This is a genomic window from Desulfuromonas acetexigens, from assembly GCF_900111775.1.
Classification (GTDB): domain Bacteria; phylum Desulfobacterota; class Desulfuromonadia; order Desulfuromonadales; family Trichloromonadaceae; genus Trichloromonas; species Trichloromonas acetexigens.
Map to the genome: position 1 here is coordinate 309,348 of NZ_FOJJ01000034.1, position 18,969 is coordinate 328,316.

General features: G+C 63.3%; 15 protein-coding genes. 3 read left to right on the forward strand and 12 right to left on the reverse strand.

Going from position 1 to position 18,969, the window contains the following annotated elements; translation table 11 throughout:
- Window positions 1-4 precede the first annotated feature (4 nt).
- The 12 genes from BQ4888_RS12170 to ybgF all read right to left on the reverse strand — a co-directional run bounded on the left by BQ4888_RS12170 (window position 5) and on the right by ybgF (window position 14,640).
- Window positions 5-1,342 (reverse strand): hypothetical protein, encoded by a 1,338-nt coding sequence (locus tag BQ4888_RS12170; RefSeq protein WP_140396655.1) that lies wholly within the window; start codon window positions 1,340-1,342, stop codon window positions 5-7.
- A complete protein-coding gene (locus tag BQ4888_RS12175) occupies window positions 1,339-1,977 on the reverse strand; it encodes an HAD family hydrolase (protein ID WP_092057524.1) in 639 nt (212 codons plus the stop codon). Before BQ4888_RS12175 ends, BQ4888_RS12170 begins: the two co-directional genes overlap by 4 nt.
- Window positions 1,974-3,359, reverse strand: coding sequence for a sodium-dependent transporter (locus tag BQ4888_RS12180; RefSeq protein WP_092057525.1), 1,386 nt, complete (start codon window positions 3,357-3,359; stop codon window positions 1,974-1,976). The genes BQ4888_RS12175 and BQ4888_RS12180 overlap by 4 nt, the downstream gene beginning before the upstream one ends.
- 124 nt (window positions 3,360-3,483) lie before the next feature.
- Window positions 3,484-4,170, reverse strand: coding sequence for a YggS family pyridoxal phosphate-dependent enzyme (locus BQ4888_RS12185; RefSeq protein WP_092057526.1), 687 nt, complete (start codon window positions 4,168-4,170; stop codon window positions 3,484-3,486).
- A 16-nt stretch (window positions 4,171-4,186) separates the two neighbouring features.
- The gene (locus tag BQ4888_RS12190) at window positions 4,187-4,792 is read right to left on the reverse strand and encodes a Maf family protein (RefSeq protein WP_092057527.1); all 606 of its coding nucleotides are present in this window, start codon (window positions 4,790-4,792) and stop codon (window positions 4,187-4,189) included.
- A 52-nt stretch (window positions 4,793-4,844) separates the two neighbouring features.
- Complete coding sequence (locus BQ4888_RS12195; RefSeq protein ID WP_170232855.1) at window positions 4,845-6,914, reverse strand: diguanylate cyclase; 2,070 nt, start codon at window positions 6,912-6,914, stop codon at window positions 4,845-4,847.
- A gap of 508 nt (window positions 6,915-7,422) precedes the next feature.
- The gene (gene trmFO, locus BQ4888_RS12200; RefSeq protein WP_092057529.1) at window positions 7,423-8,745 is read right to left on the reverse strand and encodes a methylenetetrahydrofolate--tRNA-(uracil(54)-C(5))-methyltransferase (FADH(2)-oxidizing) TrmFO; all 1,323 of its coding nucleotides are present in this window, start codon (window positions 8,743-8,745) and stop codon (window positions 7,423-7,425) included.
- An 82-nt stretch (window positions 8,746-8,827) separates the two neighbouring features.
- Window positions 8,828-11,185 carry a type I DNA topoisomerase gene (gene topA, locus BQ4888_RS12205; RefSeq protein WP_092057530.1) on the reverse strand — a complete coding sequence of 786 codons (2,358 nt, stop codon included), beginning with the start codon at window positions 11,183-11,185 and terminating at the stop codon, window positions 8,828-8,830.
- Window positions 11,186-11,250: 65 nt separating this feature from the next.
- Window positions 11,251-11,718 (reverse strand): DUF494 family protein, encoded by a 468-nt coding sequence (locus BQ4888_RS12210; RefSeq protein ID WP_092057531.1) that lies wholly within the window; start codon window positions 11,716-11,718, stop codon window positions 11,251-11,253.
- Between the two features lie 34 nt (window positions 11,719-11,752).
- Entirely contained in the window at window positions 11,753-12,853 is a 1,101-nt protein-coding gene (dprA, locus tag BQ4888_RS12215; RefSeq protein WP_092057532.1) for a DNA-processing protein DprA, read from the reverse strand.
- A gap of 86 nt (window positions 12,854-12,939) precedes the next feature.
- Window positions 12,940-13,929 carry a LysM peptidoglycan-binding domain-containing protein gene (locus BQ4888_RS12220; protein ID WP_092057533.1) on the reverse strand — a complete coding sequence of 330 codons (990 nt, stop codon included), beginning with the start codon at window positions 13,927-13,929 and terminating at the stop codon, window positions 12,940-12,942.
- Window positions 13,930-13,959: 30 nt separating this feature from the next.
- Entirely contained in the window at window positions 13,960-14,640 is a 681-nt protein-coding gene (ybgF, locus tag BQ4888_RS12225; protein WP_170232856.1) for a tol-pal system protein YbgF, read from the reverse strand.
- Between the two features lie 185 nt (window positions 14,641-14,825).
- On the opposite strand from ybgF, the gene BQ4888_RS12230 reads away from it, so the two are divergent.
- From BQ4888_RS12230 to BQ4888_RS12240, 3 genes are read left to right on the forward strand one after another with little or no spacing between them, the layout of a single operon-like run.
- Entirely contained in the window at window positions 14,826-16,178 is a 1,353-nt protein-coding gene (locus BQ4888_RS12230; RefSeq protein ID WP_092057535.1) for a peptidase U32 family protein, read from the forward strand.
- Window positions 16,179-16,196: 18 nt separating this feature from the next.
- Window positions 16,197-17,474, forward strand: a complete 1,278-nt coding sequence (locus BQ4888_RS12235) for a sensor histidine kinase (protein ID WP_092057536.1) — start codon at window positions 16,197-16,199, stop codon at window positions 17,472-17,474.
- Window positions 17,475-17,477: 3 nt separating this feature from the next.
- Window positions 17,478-18,845, forward strand: coding sequence for a sigma-54-dependent transcriptional regulator (locus tag BQ4888_RS12240; protein WP_092057537.1), 1,368 nt, complete (start codon window positions 17,478-17,480; stop codon window positions 18,843-18,845).
- Window positions 18,846-18,969: the final 124 nt, after the last annotated feature.

Genomic DNA, 18,969 nt, shown 5'->3' on the forward strand with positions numbered 1-18,969 from the left:
CCTTTTAGTCCATTGTACGCCGCAGGCGGGTTTCAGGCAACGGCGCGGGCAACACGGCGCGGGCGGCGCGGCGCAGGCGCCGGCGGCGGTGGTGCAGGTACCAGGCTTCGCAGACTTCAGCGGCCATGAGCAGAAAGACGGCGACGGCGACGCCGGGAACGGGGATGGGCAGGAGTAGAAACGCCCCCCAACAGAGGCCGAGGAAGAGCACTTTGTAGATGACGGAGCGGCCGAGTTCGGTGGTGCGGTCTTCGTTGGTGAACCAGCCGCGAAGCAGGCTGACGGCGCCGTAGAGGTAGCAGTAGAGGGCGCAGGCCGCCAACGGCAGGGCGATATAGGCGCGGGTCGCGGCGTCGAGGCCCATGAGGGCGCCGAGGACCGGGCCGCTTAACGGGAAGGCGATAAGGATGGTGACGATGGCGAGGGCGCTGCCGACCCAGCGGAAAAAGCGCACCAGCACCCGGTAGTCGGCATCGTTCTTGACCATCGTCTGATAGGCCTGGAGCAGGTTGCGCATCGGTCCGGCGAGGAGAAAGATGAAACCACGGATGACGCCGAAGGAGGCCAACGCCAGGGCACCGTCGGGGAGGCGGCTGATGATGGCGTTGATCAAGAGCGGCACGCTCTGTTGCAGGCAGGAGGCGTAGGCCAGCGGGAAGGCGAAACGCAGCACTTCCAGCGCGCCCCGTTCGTCGGCGCCGCCTTCGTGGTGGATGCGGCAACGCCAGGCAAAGGCGCCCATCAGGGCGGTTTCGATGACGATGCAGGCGAGCAGGGCGAAAGCGCCCAGTTCGGCGCCGGAAAACCAGCGGCGGCCGAGAATAAGAAAGCCGAGCAGGGCGATGACCCGGACGATAGTTGCCAGCGACACCAGCGCGGTCTGACGCGCCTGCATGACCAGCCCTTGAAAGAAGCCGCGAAACCCGGTGAGAAAGGGGAGAAAGACGAGAATGCCCAAAACCGCCTTGGCGTGATAGGCGATGTCGCCGGAAACGCCGAGCAGGCGGCCAAGGACGAAATCGCCGACCGGCGTGAAGGCGACGGTGGCGAGCAGCAGCGAGACCAGACTCGCCACCAGGATGACGAAGATGACGGTGCCGCGCAGCGAGCGGCGGCCGCGCACCATGGCAATGGTGATGGTGTGGTTCTGGTAGGAGGCCGAGGCGAGCAGGCCGTGCAGGGCCATGGCCACAGCGAAGGCGGCCAGGGCGGTGACGAAATCCGTATCCCGGGCCAGGCCGGCGTTGATGATCGAGTGGGAGACACTCATCATCTGCACATTGAGCAATAGCGGGAAGAAAAAGAGGGAAATCTCCCGCAGGGTCAGGGGCTTGGCGGTCACGGCGAGGCTCCGGGATAGAGCCGGGCGAGGTCGGCGGGAGTCGCCGCCAGGTCGTCGTAGGGACAGTCGCCGTGATGCCCCAGCCCCCAGGCGCAGAAGCAGGTGCGCAGCCCCCCCGCCGCCCCGGCGCGCAGGTCGGTGTGGTGGTCGCCGATCATCACCGCCGTTTCGGCCTTGGCGCCGAGTCGGCGCAGCGCCTCGCGCACCGGCTCGGGATGGGGTTTTTTCTCGGCGCAGGAATCGCCGCCGATCACCACCGGAAAGTAGCGGGTCAGGCCGAGGCCGTCGAGCAGGGGCCGGGTGAAGGCGGCGGGCTTGTTGGTGACGATGGCCAGCTTGCGACGCTCCTGCCCGTCGAGAAATTCGCGGATGCCGGGGTAGACGCGGGTTTCATCCAACAGATGTTCGCCGTAGAGGCGGAGAAAACGCTTGAGCAGGTCATCCTCATAGGGGATTTCCGCCAGGCCCCGTTGCACCAGCAGGGTGGCGCCATCGCCGACGCAGGCGCGGACCCGGTCGAGGGGGAGCGGCGCGAGGCCGAGTTCCCCCCGCAGCCGATTGAGGGCGGCGGCGAGGTCGCGCAGCGAGTCGACCAGGGTGCCGTCGAGATCGAAAAGGAGGGTGGCGAGGGTCATTGCAACAGGGCCGCGAACCAGGCGAAGAGGCCGGTTTCTTTCATCTTGAAGAAGAGAACGACGGCTACCGCCAGGGGGGAGACGTAGCGGATGAGAAAATGCCAGGTCGGATAGACCCAGCCGGCGCCCCCGGCGATGAGCTCTTGCTTCTCCTCCGTGCCGCTCCAGAACCAGCCGACGTAGATGGAGATAAAAAGGCCACTGAAGGGGAGGAAATAGTTGGAGACGAGCATGTCGACCGAGTCGAAAAAGACGCGGTCGCCGATCACTTTCCACTCGGCCAGGGTGTTGTAGGAAAGCGCTGTGGGGATGCCGACGACGAAGGCCAGCCCGGCCAGAAACCAGGTGGCGCGGGGGCGACTCCAGCCCCGTTCGTCGATGAGGTAGGCGACCGAGGCTTCGAGCAGGGAGATGTTGCTGGTCAGGGCGGCGAAGGCAAGGAGCAGAAAAAAGAGGATGGCGAGGACGAAGCCGCCGGGGAGCTGGGAGAAGACCACCGGGATCGTTTTGAAGACCAGCCCCGGTCCGGCGGCCGGTTCCATGCCGACGGAGAAGACGACCGAGAAGATGGCGATGCCGGCCATCAGGGCGATGACCGTATCGAGGACGACCACGCGCAGACTCGCTCCGAGCAGATCCTCCTGCTTGCTCAGATAGGAGCCGTAGGTGATCATCGCCGCCATCCCCAACGAGAGGGTGAAGAAAGCGTGCCCCATGGCCTCCAGAACCGCCGCCGGAGTGAGCTTGGTAAAGTCTGGGCGGAACAGGAAGGTGATCCCTTCCCAGGCGCCGGGGCTGAGCAGGCCGTTCATGAAGAGCAGGGCGAGCAACGCCAAAAGGATCGGCATGAGAATCTTGCTCCAGCGCTCGATCCCTTTCTGTACGCCGCCGATGACAATCCCCAGGCACAGGCTCATGAAAAGGAAATGCCAAAGCAGTTGGCGCGGGCCGTCGGCGGTGAGGCCGCCGAACAACCCTTCGATATTTTCGGCCGATTGCCCGGAAAAACTCCCCAGCAGTGCCCGATAGAGATAATCGAGGGTCCAGCCGGCGACGACCGAGTAGTAGGAGCAGATGATGAAAGCGGCGGCGACGCTGATCCAGCCCGGCGCCTGCCAGAAAGAGCGCTTCCCCTCCAAGTGAATGAAGGCGCCGACGGCGTCCTTGCGGGTATGACGGCCGATCATCAGTTCGGCCATCATGATCGGCAAGCCGACCACGGCGATGCAGACCAGGTAGACGAGAACAAAGGCGCCGCCGCCGTTCTGGCCGGTGATGTAGGGGAATTTCCAGATGTTGCCGAGGCCGACAGCGCTGCCGGCGGCGGCGAGAATAAAACCGAGACGGGAGGCCCAAAGGGCGCGGGGGGGAGCGTAACTCATGGTATCTAAATCCGTGAGGGGTGAGGGGGTGGGGGTGAGGAGAAAAAATCAATAGAGCCGTTTTGTGGGAGGTTTTTTTTACTCCTCACTCCTCACTCCTCACAAATTCAGGTATCAATCGACCTTACCCGCGTCCACCGAAGATGGCGGTGCCGACCCGCACCAGGGTGGCGCCTTCCTCGATGGCGACCTCGAAATCGTTGCTCATGCCCATGGAAAGCTCGGCCATGCTTACGCCGGGAATGTTCAACGCCTCGATCCGCCGAGCCACTTCCCGCAGGCGGCGGAAGTAGGGGCGCACCTCCTCCGGATCGTCCAGCCAGGGGGGCAGCGCCATCAGGCCACGCAGACGCAGAAAGGGCAGCTCTGCCACCCGGCGGACCAGTTCGATCGCTTCCTCTGCGCCGGTTCCGGCTTTGCTCGACTCGTCGCCGAGATTGACTTCCAGCAGGACATCCACCGGCCGGTCGAGTTTGGCCCACTGGCGGTTGATCTCCTCGGCCAGGGAGAGGCGGTCGAGGGAGTGGATCATCGTCACCTTGCCGCGCAGGTATTTGACCTTGTTGCTCTGCAGGGCACCGATGAAGTGCCACTCCACCGGGGCGCGCACCTGCTCGGTCTTGTCGGCGAATTCCTGCACGTAGTTTTCGCCGAAGAGCCGCTGCCCGGCGGCGGCCGCTTCCTCGATCAGCGTCGCCGGTTTGGTCTTCGAAACCGCCACCAGCCGCACCTCCGCCGGATTCCGGCCGACGCGGGCGCAGGCGGCAGCGATGCGGGCCTGAATCCCTTCGATGTTTTCACGGATGGACATGGGCGGGTCCTGTCGGTTATGTCGGATTTTCGAAGAGGCGCACGGCGCCGAGGCGTTCCAAGGTGGCGACCACCTCGCACAGGGGGAGGCCGACGACGTTGGTGTAACTGCCTTCGATCGCTTCGACCATGAAGACGCCGATCCCCTGAATGGCGTAGGCTCCGGCCTTGTCCATCGGTTCGCCGGTGGCAATGTACCCCGCGATTTCCGCCGCTGTCAACGGTTTGAACCGGACCCGGGTGGCGACGACGTCGGCGTGGGTCGTTCCCGTTTCGCGGTCATGGACGGCGTAGCCGGAGAGGACCCGGTGTTCCCGGCCGGAGAGGGAGCGCAGCATGGCCGCCGCTTCGGCTTCATCGGCCGGTTTGCCGAGAATGCCGCCGTCGCGCAGAACGATGGTGTCGCTACCGATAAACCAGCGGCCGGGGATGTCGGCGCGCCCGGCGACTTCCCCGGCCTTGTCGCGGGAGAGGCGCAGCACGTGCTCTTCCGGGCTTTCGCCGGGACGTTCATCCTCGGGGATGTCGCTGGGGACGACGCGGAAGGGAATGCCGACGCGTTCGAGCAGTTCGCGGCGGCGGGGAGAGGCCGAAGCCAGAACGATATCGTGAGTAGATTTCATGGCCGGGAGGATAGCGGAAAGGGCGGAAAAATGCCAGCGCGCCGAGGGGGGCTCAGCCGGTCTTTTTGATCAGGGAGGGGGGGACGACTTCAAAGCTGGCCAGCCGGTTGCGCCCCTTGCTCTTGGCCTGATAGAGGGCGATATCGGCGGCGTTGACCAGGGTTTCGAATTTCTCACCGTCGTCGGGGTAGCAGGCGACGCCGATGCTGGTAGTGAGACGCCCCGTAGGCAGGGCCGTTTCGCCGGGGAAGATTTCCGTCTCGATCGCCCGGCGGATGCGTTCGGCGACGAAGAGGGCCTCTTCTTTGCCGGTGTTGGGCAGTAGCAGACAGAATTCCTCGCCGCCGTAACGGGTGACGATGTCCATTTCGCGAGCCGATTTCTTGAGCAATAAGGCGACTTTTTTCAGGGCGTGGTCACCAGCAATATGTCCGCACTGGTCGTTGTAGGCCTTGAAGTGGTCGAGGTCGAGCATCATGATGGTGAAATGGTGCTTGAGCCGGGAGCAGCGGCTGAGCTCTTCCTGGAAGCGGGCTTCGAGCATGCGCCGGTTGTAGAGGCCGGTCAGGGGATCGCGGGCCGCCAATTCCTCCAGCTTGCGGGCGTTTTCATAGACGGCGACCCGCTCGATGAGCAGGGCGGCCTGGTCGATGAGCTGATGCAGGGTGGCGAGATCGTCGTCGCCGAAGGTGGTGCCGGTCTCTTTGTCCGCCAGATTGAGGACACCAACGATACGGTCGTGAGCCTTGAGGGGAACACAGATGAAGGACTTGGTCTGGAAGCGGGGGCGGTTGGCGATCCCCACCCGACTGTCCTTTTCGATGTCGGTCACCAGCAGGTGCAGCCCACTTTTGGCGACGCGGCCGGCGATCCCTTCCCCCAGGCGCAGGGGGATGCTCGCCGCCACTTCCAGGTTGATGCCCCGCGCCGCGACGATGCGCAGCCACTCCCCGGTTTCGTCGAGGAGCATGAGCGAGCCTCGCGCCGCCTGCAGCAGTTCGCAGCTCATGGCAACAATCCGTTGATAGAGCACTTCCCGGGTCTCGACCAGGGAAAGCTCGCCGAGCATGGTGAGCAGGCGCCGGGAAGAAGTCTGCCGCTCCTGGTACAGCGCAGCGAGGCGCAACCGGTGCAGCTTGGTCGCCGCCCGGCCGGCGAGCAGTTCGAGCAGCAGCAGATCCCGACCCGGCAGGTCGGCGTCGAAGATCACCGCCAGACCCAGGTCCAGCCCTTCGCTACGCAGGGGGGCGCAGATCGCCCGGTCGCTGTCGATCTCGGGAAAGAATTCGCCGACCTCCTGGCGCAACAACAGGGGCTTGCCGTCGGGATGGGCGCCGAGCAGCTCGCGCAATCTCCCGCAGGCGCAGTTCGTCGCCTGGGAGGTTGTTCCCAGATTCACCTTGAGATTGAAGTCCTCGCCCTCGGCGCTGAGAATGACGACCCGGGAAAGGTCGAAAAGGAGGATGAGGGTCTCGCCGAGCAGCTCGAGCACGGCGTCGCCGCTTTCGGCGCGATCCAGTTCGGCGGCGGCGCCGGCGACGGTGGCGAGGCGTTGGGTCAGTCCGCGCAGGGGTTGCGCCAATGTCTGTTCATCCGCAAGAATCGTCAGCAGGGTCAGGGTTTTGCCGAGGATTTCCTCCAGTTGTGCCCGTTTGATCTGCGGGCGCCGCAGCAGTTTTTCGAGTAGCGTGCCGCCATCATTGCTGGGGGCGTTGGAGAGTTTTTCCAGCAGGGCGAGTTCCGGCGCCTCGTCCCGGACGCCGCCGGCAAAGAGGCAGCAGTGTTGATTCCGGTCGTTGCGAAAGGGGATGACAAAATAGAGGAGTCCGGCTGCGCAGGAAAAGAGGAGGGGGCGGTTGTCCCGGGTCGCCTCGCGAAAGGCGCCTTCAAAGATCGCTCGGCAGTCGGCGTCGCAGAGTTCGTTATTTCCGAGGCTGCCGCAGAAGAAATGCTCCTGGCCGTGGAGGGGAAAGAGGATCTCCTGTTCGCAACTGATGGCCAGTTGCAGGGGAGCGAGGGCCGCCACCCGGCGCAGGGTATCGAGCAGGTCCGGAAGATGAACCCGGATATGCAGGGGGGTGGGCAGGTGGCTGCCCGTTATGCCGTGAAGGTCTGTTCGCACCGGGTCTGTGCCTCTTGATCGATTTGAACGCAAAGTGCTGGGCCACCGATGTTACCCGGCACAAATCGTTGCGGCGGAAAGGAAAAGGCCGGAAGGATCCGATCTGGCGGGGGGATTCTCCCAGGGTGGCAGACCGGGGCAATCCGTTATTTAATTAGATGATTAAAATTGGCCCTGATAGTAACAGCAAAAAAAATCGAAAGCAACGATTTGCTCGTCCCTTGCGGGGAAATAATCCTGATTTTTGCACAGATTTGCTACGCGCGCAAACTTCTAAATATATGGATTCTCGTAGGAATCAAGCGTTTCGGACCGGATTCAAGATTGAAAGCAAAAATAGTGCCATTTTTATTTGTTCAGTCTTTGCAGGAGGTTGCAGCGGAGTTTTGGTGGGAATGGTGCTGTGGGCGTAAGCTCTTCCGACAGGGAAAATTCCCCGCCCTGGAGAATGAGAGCAACTGTTTGTCTTTGTTGAGGAAGTCGGACGTCGGAATTTTTAACGACGGAATTAGGCGCCTGCGTCAGGGAGCACGGTCCGCCGCCAGGACTCCAGATCCGCCAGCGCCCGTTCGGCCATGGCCAGGCGGCGGTCGGCCCGCTTCATCCGCTGTCCTTCCAGGGGGGGGAAGAGCCCGTAGTTGACGTTCATCGGCTGGAAATTCTCGGGGGCGGAGTCGGCCAAGTGGCCGAGCAGGGCGCCCAAGGAAGTGGTCGCTGGCGGCAGGGGGAGTTCTTCCCCGCGCTGCTGCCGCAGGGCGAAGAGTCCGGCGAGAAAGCCCATGGCCGCCGATTCGACGTAGCCTTCGACGCCGCTGATCTGACCGGCGAAGAAGAGGCGCGGATCGCTCTTGAGTTGCAGGGTACGGCTCAGGCAAGTCGGGGCGTTGATGAAGGTGTTGCGGTGCAGGCTGCCGAGACGGGCGAAGCGCGCTTCTTCCAGGCCGGGGATGGTGCGGAAGATGCGTCGCTGTTCGGGATAGGTGAGTTTGGTCTGGAATCCGACCAGGTTATAGAGGCTGGCGTGGCGGTCGTCCTGGCGCAGCTGCACCACGGCGAAGGGCACCTTGCCGGTGCGCGGGTCGGGCAGGCCGACCGGTTTCATCGGCCCGAAGGCCAGGGTCATTTCGCCGCGCTCGGCCATCTCTTCGATGGGCATGCAGCCCTCGAAGTGCAGCATCTTCTCGAAATCCCGGGCCGGTACCTTGTCGGCGGCTTTGAGGGCGGCGACAAAGGCGACGTATTCCTCTTTGCTCAAGGGGCAGTTGACGTAGTCGTCCCCGCCCTTGCCGTAGCGGGAAGCGCGCCAGGCCTTGGTGAAGTCGATGGAGTCGGCCTCGACGATGGGGGCGATGGCATCATAAAAGTAGAGATGCTCGGCGCCGGTGAGACGGGCGATCTCCGCCGAGAGGGCTTCCGAAGTGAGCGGTCCCGAGGCGAGGATCACCGTCCCTTGTGTGGGGATGGTGGCGATTTCCTCGCGGCGTAGTTCGATGAGGGGATGGGCGGCGATCTTTTCGGTGATATAGGCGGAAAAGCCTTCGCGATCGACCGCCAGGGCGCCGCCGGCGGGGACGGCGGTGGTGTCGGCGGCTTCCATGAAGAGGGTGCGGCAGCGGCGCAACTCTTCCTTGAGGCAGCCGACGGCGTTGTTCATCCCCGCCCCGCGCAGGCTGTTGGAACAGACCAGTTCCGCCAGCCCTGCCGACTGGTGGGCGGGGGAGAAGCGCTGCGGCTTCATCTCAAAAAGGATGACCGACGCGCCCTGGTTGGCCGCCTGCCAGGCCGCTTCGCAACCGGCGAGGCCGGCGCCGATGATGACGATGGGTTCCACGGGAGGGTGTCTTTCCAGGGAGGGGCATGATGAGTCAGGGGAGTCTGGAGTGTGTCATCCCCTGGACTCCCCTGACGGCGTTTTACTCTTCGGACTTTTCGGCCTTGGCTTTTTTCGCCGGAGCCTTCTTGGCCGCTACTTTCTTGGCCGGGGCCGCCTTCGCGGCGCTCTTCTTCTCCGGTGGTACCAGTTCCAACTTCCAGTCGCAGTTTTCCGTCGGACACTTGCGGAAGGTGCCGTAGCGTTTGGTGACCTTTTCGACGATTACCGGATGGCCGCATTTGGGACAGGGCTCGTTGATCGGCAGATCCCAGAGGGCGTATTTGCACTGGGGATAGCGGCTGCAGGAATAGAAGATCTTGCCGTAGCGGCTCTTCTTTTCCATCAGTTCCCCTTCTTTGCACTCGGGGCAGGGGATGTCGAGGGACTTGGGTTTAACCAGCGGCTGAATGTTCTTGCAGCCGGGATAGGCGCTGCAGGCCAGGAACTTGCCGTAGCGCCCCATTTTGATGAGCATCGGCGCGCCGCACTTGTCGCACTTTTCCTCGGAAACTTCCGGTTCGGGTTGTTCCTCGGCGGAGAGGGGCTCGGTGTAGCGGCATTCGGGAAAACCGCTGCAGGCGAGAAAACGGCCGCTGCGGCCGAGCTTGATGACCAGCGGCTGGCCACAGTCGGGGCAGACCCGGTCGGTCTTTTCGGTGGTCAGGTCTTCCTTGGTGACCTCTGTCTCCTTCTGCTTGAGCAGGGTGATGAAAGGTTCCCAGAAGCCACGGATGACCGGTCGCCAGGTTTCCTCTCCCCGCGAGATGGCGTCGAGGTCTTCTTCCAGTTTGGCGGTGAAGTCATAGTCGACATAGCGGGCGAAGTGGTTGACCAACAGGTCGTTGACCACCATTCCCACGTCCTCGGCGAAAAAGGCCCGTTTTTCCAGCCGCACGTACTTGCGCACCACCAGGGTGTTCATGATCGAAGCGTAGGTCGAAGGCCGGCCGATGCCGTATTCCTCCAGGGTCTTGACCAGGCTGGCCTCGGTGAAGCGGGGGGGCGCCTGGGTGAAGTGCTGTTCCGGCAGCAGTTCCTTGCGCTTAACGGCCTCCCCTTCGGTCAGGGCCGGCAGGGTGCCTTCCTGTTCCTCGTCGGGGCTGTCGGTCCCTTCGATGTAGAGCTTCATGAAGCCGGGGAAGCGGATGACCTGCCCGCTGGCACGGAAGGAGAAGCGTTCCCCCGCCGCCAGATCGACGGTGGTCGCTTCGAGCACCGCGGCGGCCATCTGCGAGGCGACGGTACGGGTCCAGATGAGCTGATAAAGGCGGAACTGATCGGAGGAGAGGGAGGACTTGATCTTCTCCGGGGTGTTGGCGATGGTCGTGGGGCGGATCGCCTCATGGGCTTCCTGGGCGTTTTTCGCCTTGCTCTTGTAAACCCGCGGCTGGTCCAGCGCATATTCCTTGCCGAAGCGCTGGCTGATGACCTCCCGCGCCTCATTGGTGGCAACCGACGACAGGGCCACCGAGTCGGTACGCATGTAGGTGATCAGACCGACGGAACCCTGGCCGATGTCGATCCCCTCGTACAGTTTCTGCGCCGTGGACATGGTCTTGCGCGCCGAGAAGCCGAGCTTGCGGCTCGCTTCCTGTTGCAGGGTGCTGGTGGTGAAGGGGGCCGCCGGGTTGCGCTTTTTCTCCTTGCGCACCAGGGAGGAAACCTGAAAATCCTCTTTGGCGACCTCCGTCACCAAATTCTGGGCGGTCCCTTCGTCGCCGATCTCCAACTTGTCCAGGCGCTTGCCGTCGACGGTGAAGAGTCGCGCCTTGAAATCCTGCCCGCTCGCGGCGCGCAACAGGGCATCGATGGTCCAGTATTCCTGGGGAAGGAAGGCGGCGATCTCTTTTTCCCGTTCGCAGATCAGGCGCAGGGCCACCGACTGCACCCGGCCGGCGGAGAGACCGTAGCGGATTTTCTTCCAGAGGAAAGGAGAGAGATTGAAACCAACGAGATAATCGAGGATCGAACGGGCCTGCTGGGCGTCGACCAGATCCCGGGCGATCTGCCGGGGTTCGCTCATCGCTTTAAGGATGGCGTCCTTGGTGATCTCGTGAAAGGTGACGCGCTTGACAATTGGTTTGCTCCCCTGCTCATCGATGCCGAGGGCTTCGAGCAGATGCCAGGCGATAGCCTCCCCTTCGCGGTCAAGGTCGGTGGCGAGGATCAGTTCGTCGCTCCCCTGTACTTCCTTTTTCAGCAGGTCGAGCTGTTTCTGGCTCTCTGGCAGAACATGATATTTCGGTTCGAAGTCATGGGCGACATCTACCGACCCCTGCTTGCTCGGCAGGGCGCGGACGTGACCGTAGGAGGCGAGGACCTTAAAGCCCTTGCCGAGAAATTTTTCGATGGTTTTCGCCTTGGCGGGAGACTCGACGATGACCAGTGATTTTGCCATGAATGCCTCGGTTCGGTTAAAAGCAAAAAGGCTGCGGGGGTCCGCAGCCTGGAAACAGTCTTTTTTCAGTGGAACATCCGTCCCCAGTCGTCCTCCATGAAGCAATCGACTTCCCGGTGCCAGTCCCGGGTGTTTCGGGAAAAGAGGACAAGGGCCGCCAACGCCTTTATCTCATTGAGGGAAACATCGTCCTCGGCGATCTGCAGGGCGCGTTCGATGATCTCTTCCTCGGCTTCGTCATCGACGATGCCCAGGGCGCGCAGGCGGATGAGAAAGCCCCTGGCCTCGGTAGACAGCCCCCAGGTTTCCTCCAGGGTGAAGATCCGGTGGGTCGGAAGGTGCAGCGGGGGGGTGTCGGATGAGGACGTTTGCAGGTTGAGATCTTCCATCCAGCGAAAGGCGGCGTCGATTTCCGCGGCGTCGAAGCCTTCGGCCATCAATCCTTCAACAATATCGTTTTCGGTGAGTTGCGTGCTGTCGGCCATGACATACTGGGCGATGATGCTCACGATAGCCAGAACCCGCTCTCTCAAGATGTCTCCTGCGGCAAGTGGTTCGTTGTCGATTTCAGGCTTCCCGGCCACGCAGATAGCGCATTCCCGGGAGCTGTTCAACCCCCCCCTGGAGTTCCAAGTGCAACAAAATAGCGGAAAGCTCCATGGGTGTCAAGCCGGTTTTCCGCGCTAATTCATCGATGTGGAGCGGTTCCCGGTCGAGGTTCCGGTAGACGGTCAGAGCTGTTCCCGAGAGCTTTTCCAAGAGGGAATCTTCCTTTTGCCGTTGCCCGCGGGAAGGGGTTCCCGGCCAGAGGACTTCGAGGATGTCGGCGGGTTCGGTGACCAGATGGGCGCCCTCTTTGAGCAGGCGGTTGACCCCGCCGCTCGTTTCGGCGTAGACCGGCCCGGGCACGGCGAAGACCTCACGTCCCTGTTCCAGGGCGAAGTCGGCGGTGATCAGTGAACCGCTCCCCTCGGCCGCCTCGACGATCAGCACCCCCTGGGCGAGACCGCTGATAATACGGTTGCGGGCGGGGAAGTGTCCGGCCAGCGGGGCCGTTCCCGGGGGATACTCGGAGAGGAGCGCCCCTTCTTCGGCGATGCGCTGGAAGAGGCGGCGGTTTTCGGGGGGATAGACCTGATCGATGCCGCAGCCGAGCACGGCGACAGTTTGCCCCGACCCGCGCAGGGCCCCTTCGTGGGCCGCCGTATCGATCCCCCGGGCGAGGCCGCTGACAATGGCGATCCCGCGGGAGGCGAGCTCGGCGCAGATTTCGTCGGTGAGGCGCCGACCGGCGGCCGAGGCCCGGCGGGCGCCGACCACCGCCAGGGCCGGTTGATCGGTCAGACGGCCGCGCCGGTAGAGCAGGGCAGGCGGGTCAGGGAGCTGGCGCAGCAGGGGAGGATAATCCGCCTCGTCCCAGAAGCTGATGAGGCGGATGTCGTCGCGCTCCAGCAACTCCTCGGCCTGGCGCAGAAGCGGGGCATCGGCGGCGGGCAGGGCTTCGGCCACCGTCGGCCGGATCCCCGCCCGGCGGGTCCAGTCTCGGGGGGCGGCGGCGAGAATCGCCTCGGGGGAGGCGAAGGCCGTCATCAGCCGGTTCAGCCCGACGCGTCCCAATCCCCGGGTGAGATGCAGTCGCAGCCAGGCGCGTTCCACAGCCGTTGGCATCGGTCCCTCCATGTGTTCGCAAAATTAAAGAAGGATTGAAGTCTCCCTCAATCCTTCTTTGCAATCCACTACCGTTTGTTTCCGCTCTATTCTAAGACCGTCGACATACGATCCCCCCGGTAGAGGGGTTCGGCGATTTTCAGCACCAGGGCCGAGGCGGCGCGGGGATGGGTCTCGATGACCACCGCCGCGCCGAGGAGGACGTCGGGGAGTTTGAGCCCCGAGGTGTTCAGTCCCAGGGCCGAGGCGTCCCGGGGGCGGGTGATGTTGAGCAGATTGCCGACCTGCAGGCCGTCGTCGCTGCCGAGATCGAGATAGACGATGTCGTACTGGCTGATGGCGAGTTTGCTGTCGTGGGCTTCGATCAGGGTGCCGGTCAGCGCGCTGGTCGCCCGCTTCAGGTCGATGGATGCCTGGGCCGGCTGGTAGGGACGCAACCGCGCGCCGCGCTCGATCTCCTGGTAGGCCTTATCAATTTCCCCCGTCGCCACCTCCTCATTGATGGCAACGATGCGCACCGTGCCGATATCCTCGACAAGATAGCCGACCTTTCGGCCAGTCAGGGGATGAGTGACCGGATCACCGACATCGAAGAGAGAGTAGAGATCGCCGGGCTGAACCGATTCCAGGTTCTTGATGTCGAGGAAGACCGTTTCGCCGCTGGCGATGAGCAGGCGGTTGTCGGTGGTATCGACCAGGGTGCCGGCGGCGTTGAATTCGTCTTCGCTGATGAAGCCGCGTCCCGCCCGCTGGATGGTGATGGTCGTTGCCTCGGCCGGTTCCGGCCGGGTTTCGGGTGCGGTGGTTTCCGCCGCGGTCTCGGCGACCGGCACCAACTGCACGCGGCCGTCGTAGATGGTGATTTCCTGGCCGGGATAAATCAGGTGGGGATTGGTCAGATCCGGATTGTTCGACCACAGGCTCGGCCAGTAATAGGGATCCTTGAGAAACTTTTGGGAGATCCCCCAGAGGGTGTCCCCCTTCTTGATGACGTAGGTCTGGATTTCCCCCTGGGCGAAAGCAAAGAGGGGCCAGAGGAGCAGGGCGAGCAGCAGGGTGGGTTTGGCGAGGCGCATGAGTTCCCCCAGGTTGAGGTGTGACGAAAATCAGTTTCGGTTCAGGCTGTGCGCCGCCCGGCTATCCGGATAGCGACTGCTCAGGGCCTGCAACGCGGCGTCGGCATGTTGCGTATTGCCCAGCTGTTTCAGGGCTTCGGACATTTTGAGCAGGGCGTCGGGGGCTTTGCTCCCCTTTGGGTGGTTTTCCACCGCGCGTTTGAAGGCTGCGACCGCCTCTTCGTAGCGCTTTTGGCTGTAGAAGCATTCTCCGAGCCAATATTCGGCGTGGCCGGCATATTCATGCTCGGGATAGTGCCGCAGGAAGTTCTGAAAGCCGTCGACCCCCCGGGCGAAGCGCCCGGCGGCGTAGTGGGAAAAGGACTGCCGGTAGAGCTCGGCGGCGCTGTCTGGCTCCTCTTTGTCGGCGGGGGAGGGCGTGATCGTCGCGGGGAAAGACGTCATTTCCCCTGCGGAGGTGACCATTTTGGTTGCTTCTTCCGGCGCGGAGGCGAGCGTACGCTCTTCTTGGGCCTGCAGCCGCTCTTCGAGATTCGCCAGTTTGGTCTCCTGCCCGTCGACGCGCTCGGCCAGCTGCTGTTGGGCCTGGCGCAAGGCGGCAAGATCCCGCTCGATGGGAGACAGGTCGACGGCCGGACGGGGAGTGAGACAGCCGGTCAGTCCGGTGAGAAGAAGTCCTGAGAAAAGCAGGATGCCAAGATGACGAAACATACGTTTTCCCTCCCTCATAAAAAAATCGCGTCGTCGCGCGCAATAGCTAAAAAAATATAAATTTTTTAAGCCCTTGTCAAGATGGAACGGATTTTCACCGCTGCCGTCGTTCGGACAGGTCCTTGCCATTTTCAGCAGATTTTGTGGTATTCTCCGGGCATTTCCCGAAAAGGATGAAAGAGAACATGTCCCTCCCTGAACTGCTTGCTCCCGCCGGCAGGCCGGAAAAACGGTCCCTCCCCGAACTGCTCGCTCCCGCCGGCAGGCCGGAAAAACGGTCTTTCCCTGAACTGCTTGCTCCCGCCGGCAGGCCGGAAAAACAGTCTTTCCCCGAACTGCTCGCTCCCGCCGGCGACCCGGAAAAACTCCGGGTGGCTTTCGACTACGGGGCCGATGCCGCCTATCTCGGCGGCGAAGATTTCGGCCTGCGCGCCCCGGCGGGAAAATTCGATCTCGAGGCCCTGGCCCGCGCCCGGGAGCTGGCGAAGCGACTGGGCAAGCGCCTTTATCTGACCCTCAACGCCTACCTGCGTCAAGCGGATCTGGCTCGGCTGGAAGATTATCTCGAAGCCCTCAAGCCTCTCGATTTCGACGCCTACATCGTCGCCGACCCCGGTGTTCTCGCCCTGGTCCGGCAACTCGATCCGGGTCGGGAAATCCATCTTTCGACCCAGGCCAATACCACCAATGGCGCGGCGGCGCGTTTCTGGGCGGCGGCGGGAGCGCGGCGGATCAATCTCGCCCGGGAATTGTCTCTGGAGGAGATCGCCGCCATCGGCTGCGAGACGGAGGTGGAACTGGAGGTCTTCGTCCATGGCGCGATGTGCGTCGCCTATTCCGGGCGCTGCCTGCTCTCGGCGGCCATGACCGGTCGCAGTGCCAATCAGGGGGCCTGCGCCCACCCCTGCCGCTGGCGCTACGCCCTGGTCGAGGAGACCCGCCCCGGGGAATATTTCCCCATCGAGGAGGATGACCGGGGCTCCTATCTGCTCAATAGCCGCGACCTCTGCCTGATCGAGCATCTGCCCGCGCTGATCCAGGCCGGGGTCCACAGCCTGAAAATCGAAGGGCGGATGAAGACGGTCTACTATCTGGCGGCGGTCACCCGGGTCTATCGGGCCGCCCTCGACCGCTACCGGGACGATCCGTCAAACTACCGCTGCGATCCTCTCTGGCTTGAGGAACTGGAAAAAGTCAGCCATCGGCCTTACGACACCGGCTTTCTCTTCGGCGGAGCGGAAGCCAGGGTGCACACCGCCGACTCCAAATATCGCCGCACCTACGATTTCGTCGGCGTGGTGCGCGAATGTTTTGCCGATGGCCGAGCGCTGGTCGAAGGACGCAACCGCTTTTTCCCCGACGAGACCCTGGAACTGATCGGGCCGGGCATGCGCCAGGGATGTTTCACCGTCGGCGAACTGCGAAGCGAAACGGGGGACGTTCTGGCTGCCGGTCAGCCGAACGGGCGCATCCTCATGGCGCTGCCGGTCGGGGCGCAGGTCGGCGACCTGCTGCGGCGACAAGGGCGGGGGGATTGACGAAATGACGGAGGGTCCTTGAGCACCTTTCTCTATTCCCCCGCCGGGCGCCTGACCAAAAGCCTGATCCTGGCCCTGCTCATCGTTCTGCTCTGCCTTTTCAGCAAAGGGGAAGATCTGCTGCTCGATGCCCTCCCCTTTGCCCTGCTCGCCGGCTACCATCTGGTCACCGACCGCCGTTTCACCATCGAGCAGATCCAGTCCGCCGGGCTGATGACGGCCCACGTCGGTCTTTATCTACTCCTTTGTACCCTGATCATTTGGGCGACGACCGGCGAGGAGGAGAGCGTCTACTGGATCGTCTATTTCCTCCCCATCACGGTCGCCGCCTCCAATCTCAACCTGCGCCTGACCCTGTTGACCTGCACCCTGGCCACAGTTCTCTTTTTCAGCCAGATTCCCGCGACCCTCTACCTTGACCCAAAGCAGCGACACGAAGAGCTGCCGGAATTTCTCGTCTTCGGCATCACCTTTTTCATCGTCGGACTGCTGGTGCAGAGTTTTACCGACAGCCACCGGCGGCAGCTGGCGGCGGAAAAAGACCTGAATGAGCGTTTGCTGGCCAATCAGGCGGCACTGAAGGAGTCTCTGGCCCGGCTGGAGGCCGCTGAGGAATCCCTGCGGCGCAGCGAACGTCTGGCCGCCCTGGGGGAAATGTCGGCAGGCATCGCCCATGAAATCCGCAACCCGCTCGGGATCATCTCTTCCTCGGCGCAGCTCATCGACAGCAGGCTCGCCGGAACTTCCGACAGCGTGCGCCAGTTGCTCGACATCATCCTGGAAGAAAGTTCCCGCATCAACGGCCTGGTGACCGATTTCATCGCCTTCGGCCGTCCCGCCGAGCCGGTACCGAGCCCCACCGATCTGCGTGCCCTATTGCGGCGGGTGGCCGCCCATGGCGAGGGGCTGGCCAGGCAGCAGGGGACAACGCTCGAAGTCGAGGAGGAGACGACGCCCCTTCTTGCCGCCGTCGACGGCGACCTGATGCAGCAGGTGCTGCTCAATTTGCTGCTCAATGCCCTGGCGGCGGTCGGCACCAACGGGCACATCCGATTGCGGGCCAGTCGTCGTGGTGAACAAGTCTGCCTGGAGGTGGAAGATGACGGCTGCGGCATTGGGCCGGAGTTGCACGGCAAGATTTTCGATCCCTTTTTTACCACCAAAGATCAGGGGACGGGGCTGGGCCTGGCCAACGCCAGCCGCATCGTCGAGGCCCACGGCGGCAAGCTGGGGGTGCGCAGCGCGCCCGGGGCGGGGGCGGTCTTTACCGTCTGCCTGCCGGTTTTGGAGGAGTAGCCCATGGCCCATATTCTGGTGGTCGACGATGAAAAGAACTATCGTGCGGTCCTCGCGCATCTGCTGGAAGACGCCGGCCATCGGGTATCGACGGCGGACAACCCCTTTGCCGGGCTGGAACTGCTCGGCCGCGAAAGCGTGGCGCTGATCCTCTCCGACCTGCGGATGCCGCGCATGGACGGCCTGGCTTTTCTCGAAGAGGTGCGGCGAGAGGTGGGGGACGTCCCCTTCGTGGTGCTGACTGCTTTCGCTACGGTGGAGACGGCGCTGACGGCGATGAAAGCTGGGGCTTTCGATTATCTGCTGAAGCCCTGCAAGAATGACGAAATTCTGCTGGTCGTCGAAAAAGCCCTGGAAGACGCCCGTCTGCGCAAGGAAAACCAGGCGCTGCGCCGGCAGCTCGAACGGAGCGGAGAGCGCGAGCTGCTCGGCGAGAGTCCGGCGATTCGCAAGCTGCTGGCCGACATCGGCCGGGTGGCGCCGGCCCGGGCCTCGGTGCTGATCACCGGCGAAAGCGGCACCGGCAAGGAGCTGGTGGCCCGCACCCTGCACCGCGCCGGTCCCCGCGCCAAGGGGCCGCTGGTGACGATCAACTGTGCGGCCCTTACGGAAAGCCTGCTCGAAAGTGAACTCTTCGGCCACGAACGCGGGGCCTTCACCGGCGCCGTCGAGCGTAAGCGCGGCCTGCTCGAAGTGGCCGACGGCGGTACGTTGTTTCTCGACGAGATCGGCGAATTCCCTCTGGCGCTGCAACCCAAGCTGCTGCGAGCCCTGCAGGAGCGCAAATTCCGTCGGGTCGGGGGGACGGCGGAAATCGAAAGCGATGTGCGCATCGTCGCTGCTACTAATCGTGAGCTGCCGACGGTGATCGCGGCGGGGGCTTTTCGTGAAGATCTTTATTACCGGCTCAATGTCGTCACCCTCGAAGTTCCGCCCCTGCGCCGACGGAGCGAGGACATTCCCCTGCTCGCGCTCCATTTCCTCCAGCATTTTGGCGACGAACTGGGGCGGCGCATCGGTGCCATCGCCCCCGAGGCTCTCGCCATTCTTCAGGCCCATCCCTGGCCGGGAAATGTGCGCGAGCTGCGCAACATCATCGAGCGCGGCGCCCTCTTCTGCGCCGGCGAGACGTTGCGGCCGGAGGATCTTCCCGAGTCCCTTTCCGGGCGGGCGGTCGAAAGCGTCGCGACGGATCTTCCCGAAATGGGACGGCCGCTTCCCGAGCTGCTCGACGAGATGGAGGAGCGCCTGATTCGCCTGGCCCTGGTCCGCGCCCGGGGGGTCCAAGCCCAGGCCGCCGAGTTGCTCGGTGTCAGCCGCAGCAATTTGCAGTACAAGTTGAAAAAGTATGGGATGGGGAGTGAGGAGTGAGGAGTGAGGAGTGAGGAGTGAGGAGTGGGGAGTGGGGAGTGGGGAGTGGGGAGTGGGGAGTGGGGAGTGGGGAGTGGGGACGCGGCGTACAAATTTTCGTCAGGGGGCTTTGCGAAGGGGGGAT

What these genes read in the sequence shown, in the direction of transcription:
- BQ4888_RS12240 (WP_092057537.1), top strand. Translation starts at nt 17,478, where the DNA reads ATGGCCCATATTCTGGTGGTCGACGATGAAAAGAACTATCGTGCGGTC.
- BQ4888_RS12230 (WP_092057535.1), top strand. Translation starts at nt 14,826, where the DNA reads ATGTCCCTCCCTGAACTGCTTGCTCCCGCCGGCAGGCCGGAAAAACGG.
- BQ4888_RS12180 (WP_092057525.1), bottom strand. Translation starts at nt 3,359, where the DNA reads ATGAGTTACGCTCCCCCCCGCGCCCTTTGGGCCTCCCGTCTCGGTTTT.
- ybgF (WP_170232856.1), bottom strand. Translation starts at nt 14,640, where the DNA reads ATGTTTCGTCATCTTGGCATCCTGCTTTTCTCAGGACTTCTTCTCACC.
- BQ4888_RS12175 (WP_092057524.1), bottom strand. Translation starts at nt 1,977, where the DNA reads ATGACCCTCGCCACCCTCCTTTTCGATCTCGACGGCACCCTGGTCGAC.
- dprA (WP_092057532.1), bottom strand. Translation starts at nt 12,853, where the DNA reads ATGCCAACGGCTGTGGAACGCGCCTGGCTGCGACTGCATCTCACCCGG.
- BQ4888_RS12185 (WP_092057526.1), bottom strand. Translation starts at nt 4,170, where the DNA reads ATGTCCATCCGTGAAAACATCGAAGGGATTCAGGCCCGCATCGCTGCC.
- BQ4888_RS12190 (WP_092057527.1), bottom strand. Translation starts at nt 4,792, where the DNA reads ATGAAATCTACTCACGATATCGTTCTGGCTTCGGCCTCTCCCCGCCGC.
- BQ4888_RS12220 (WP_092057533.1), bottom strand. Translation starts at nt 13,929, where the DNA reads ATGCGCCTCGCCAAACCCACCCTGCTGCTCGCCCTGCTCCTCTGGCCC.
- topA (WP_092057530.1), bottom strand. Translation starts at nt 11,185, where the DNA reads ATGGCAAAATCACTGGTCATCGTCGAGTCTCCCGCCAAGGCGAAAACC.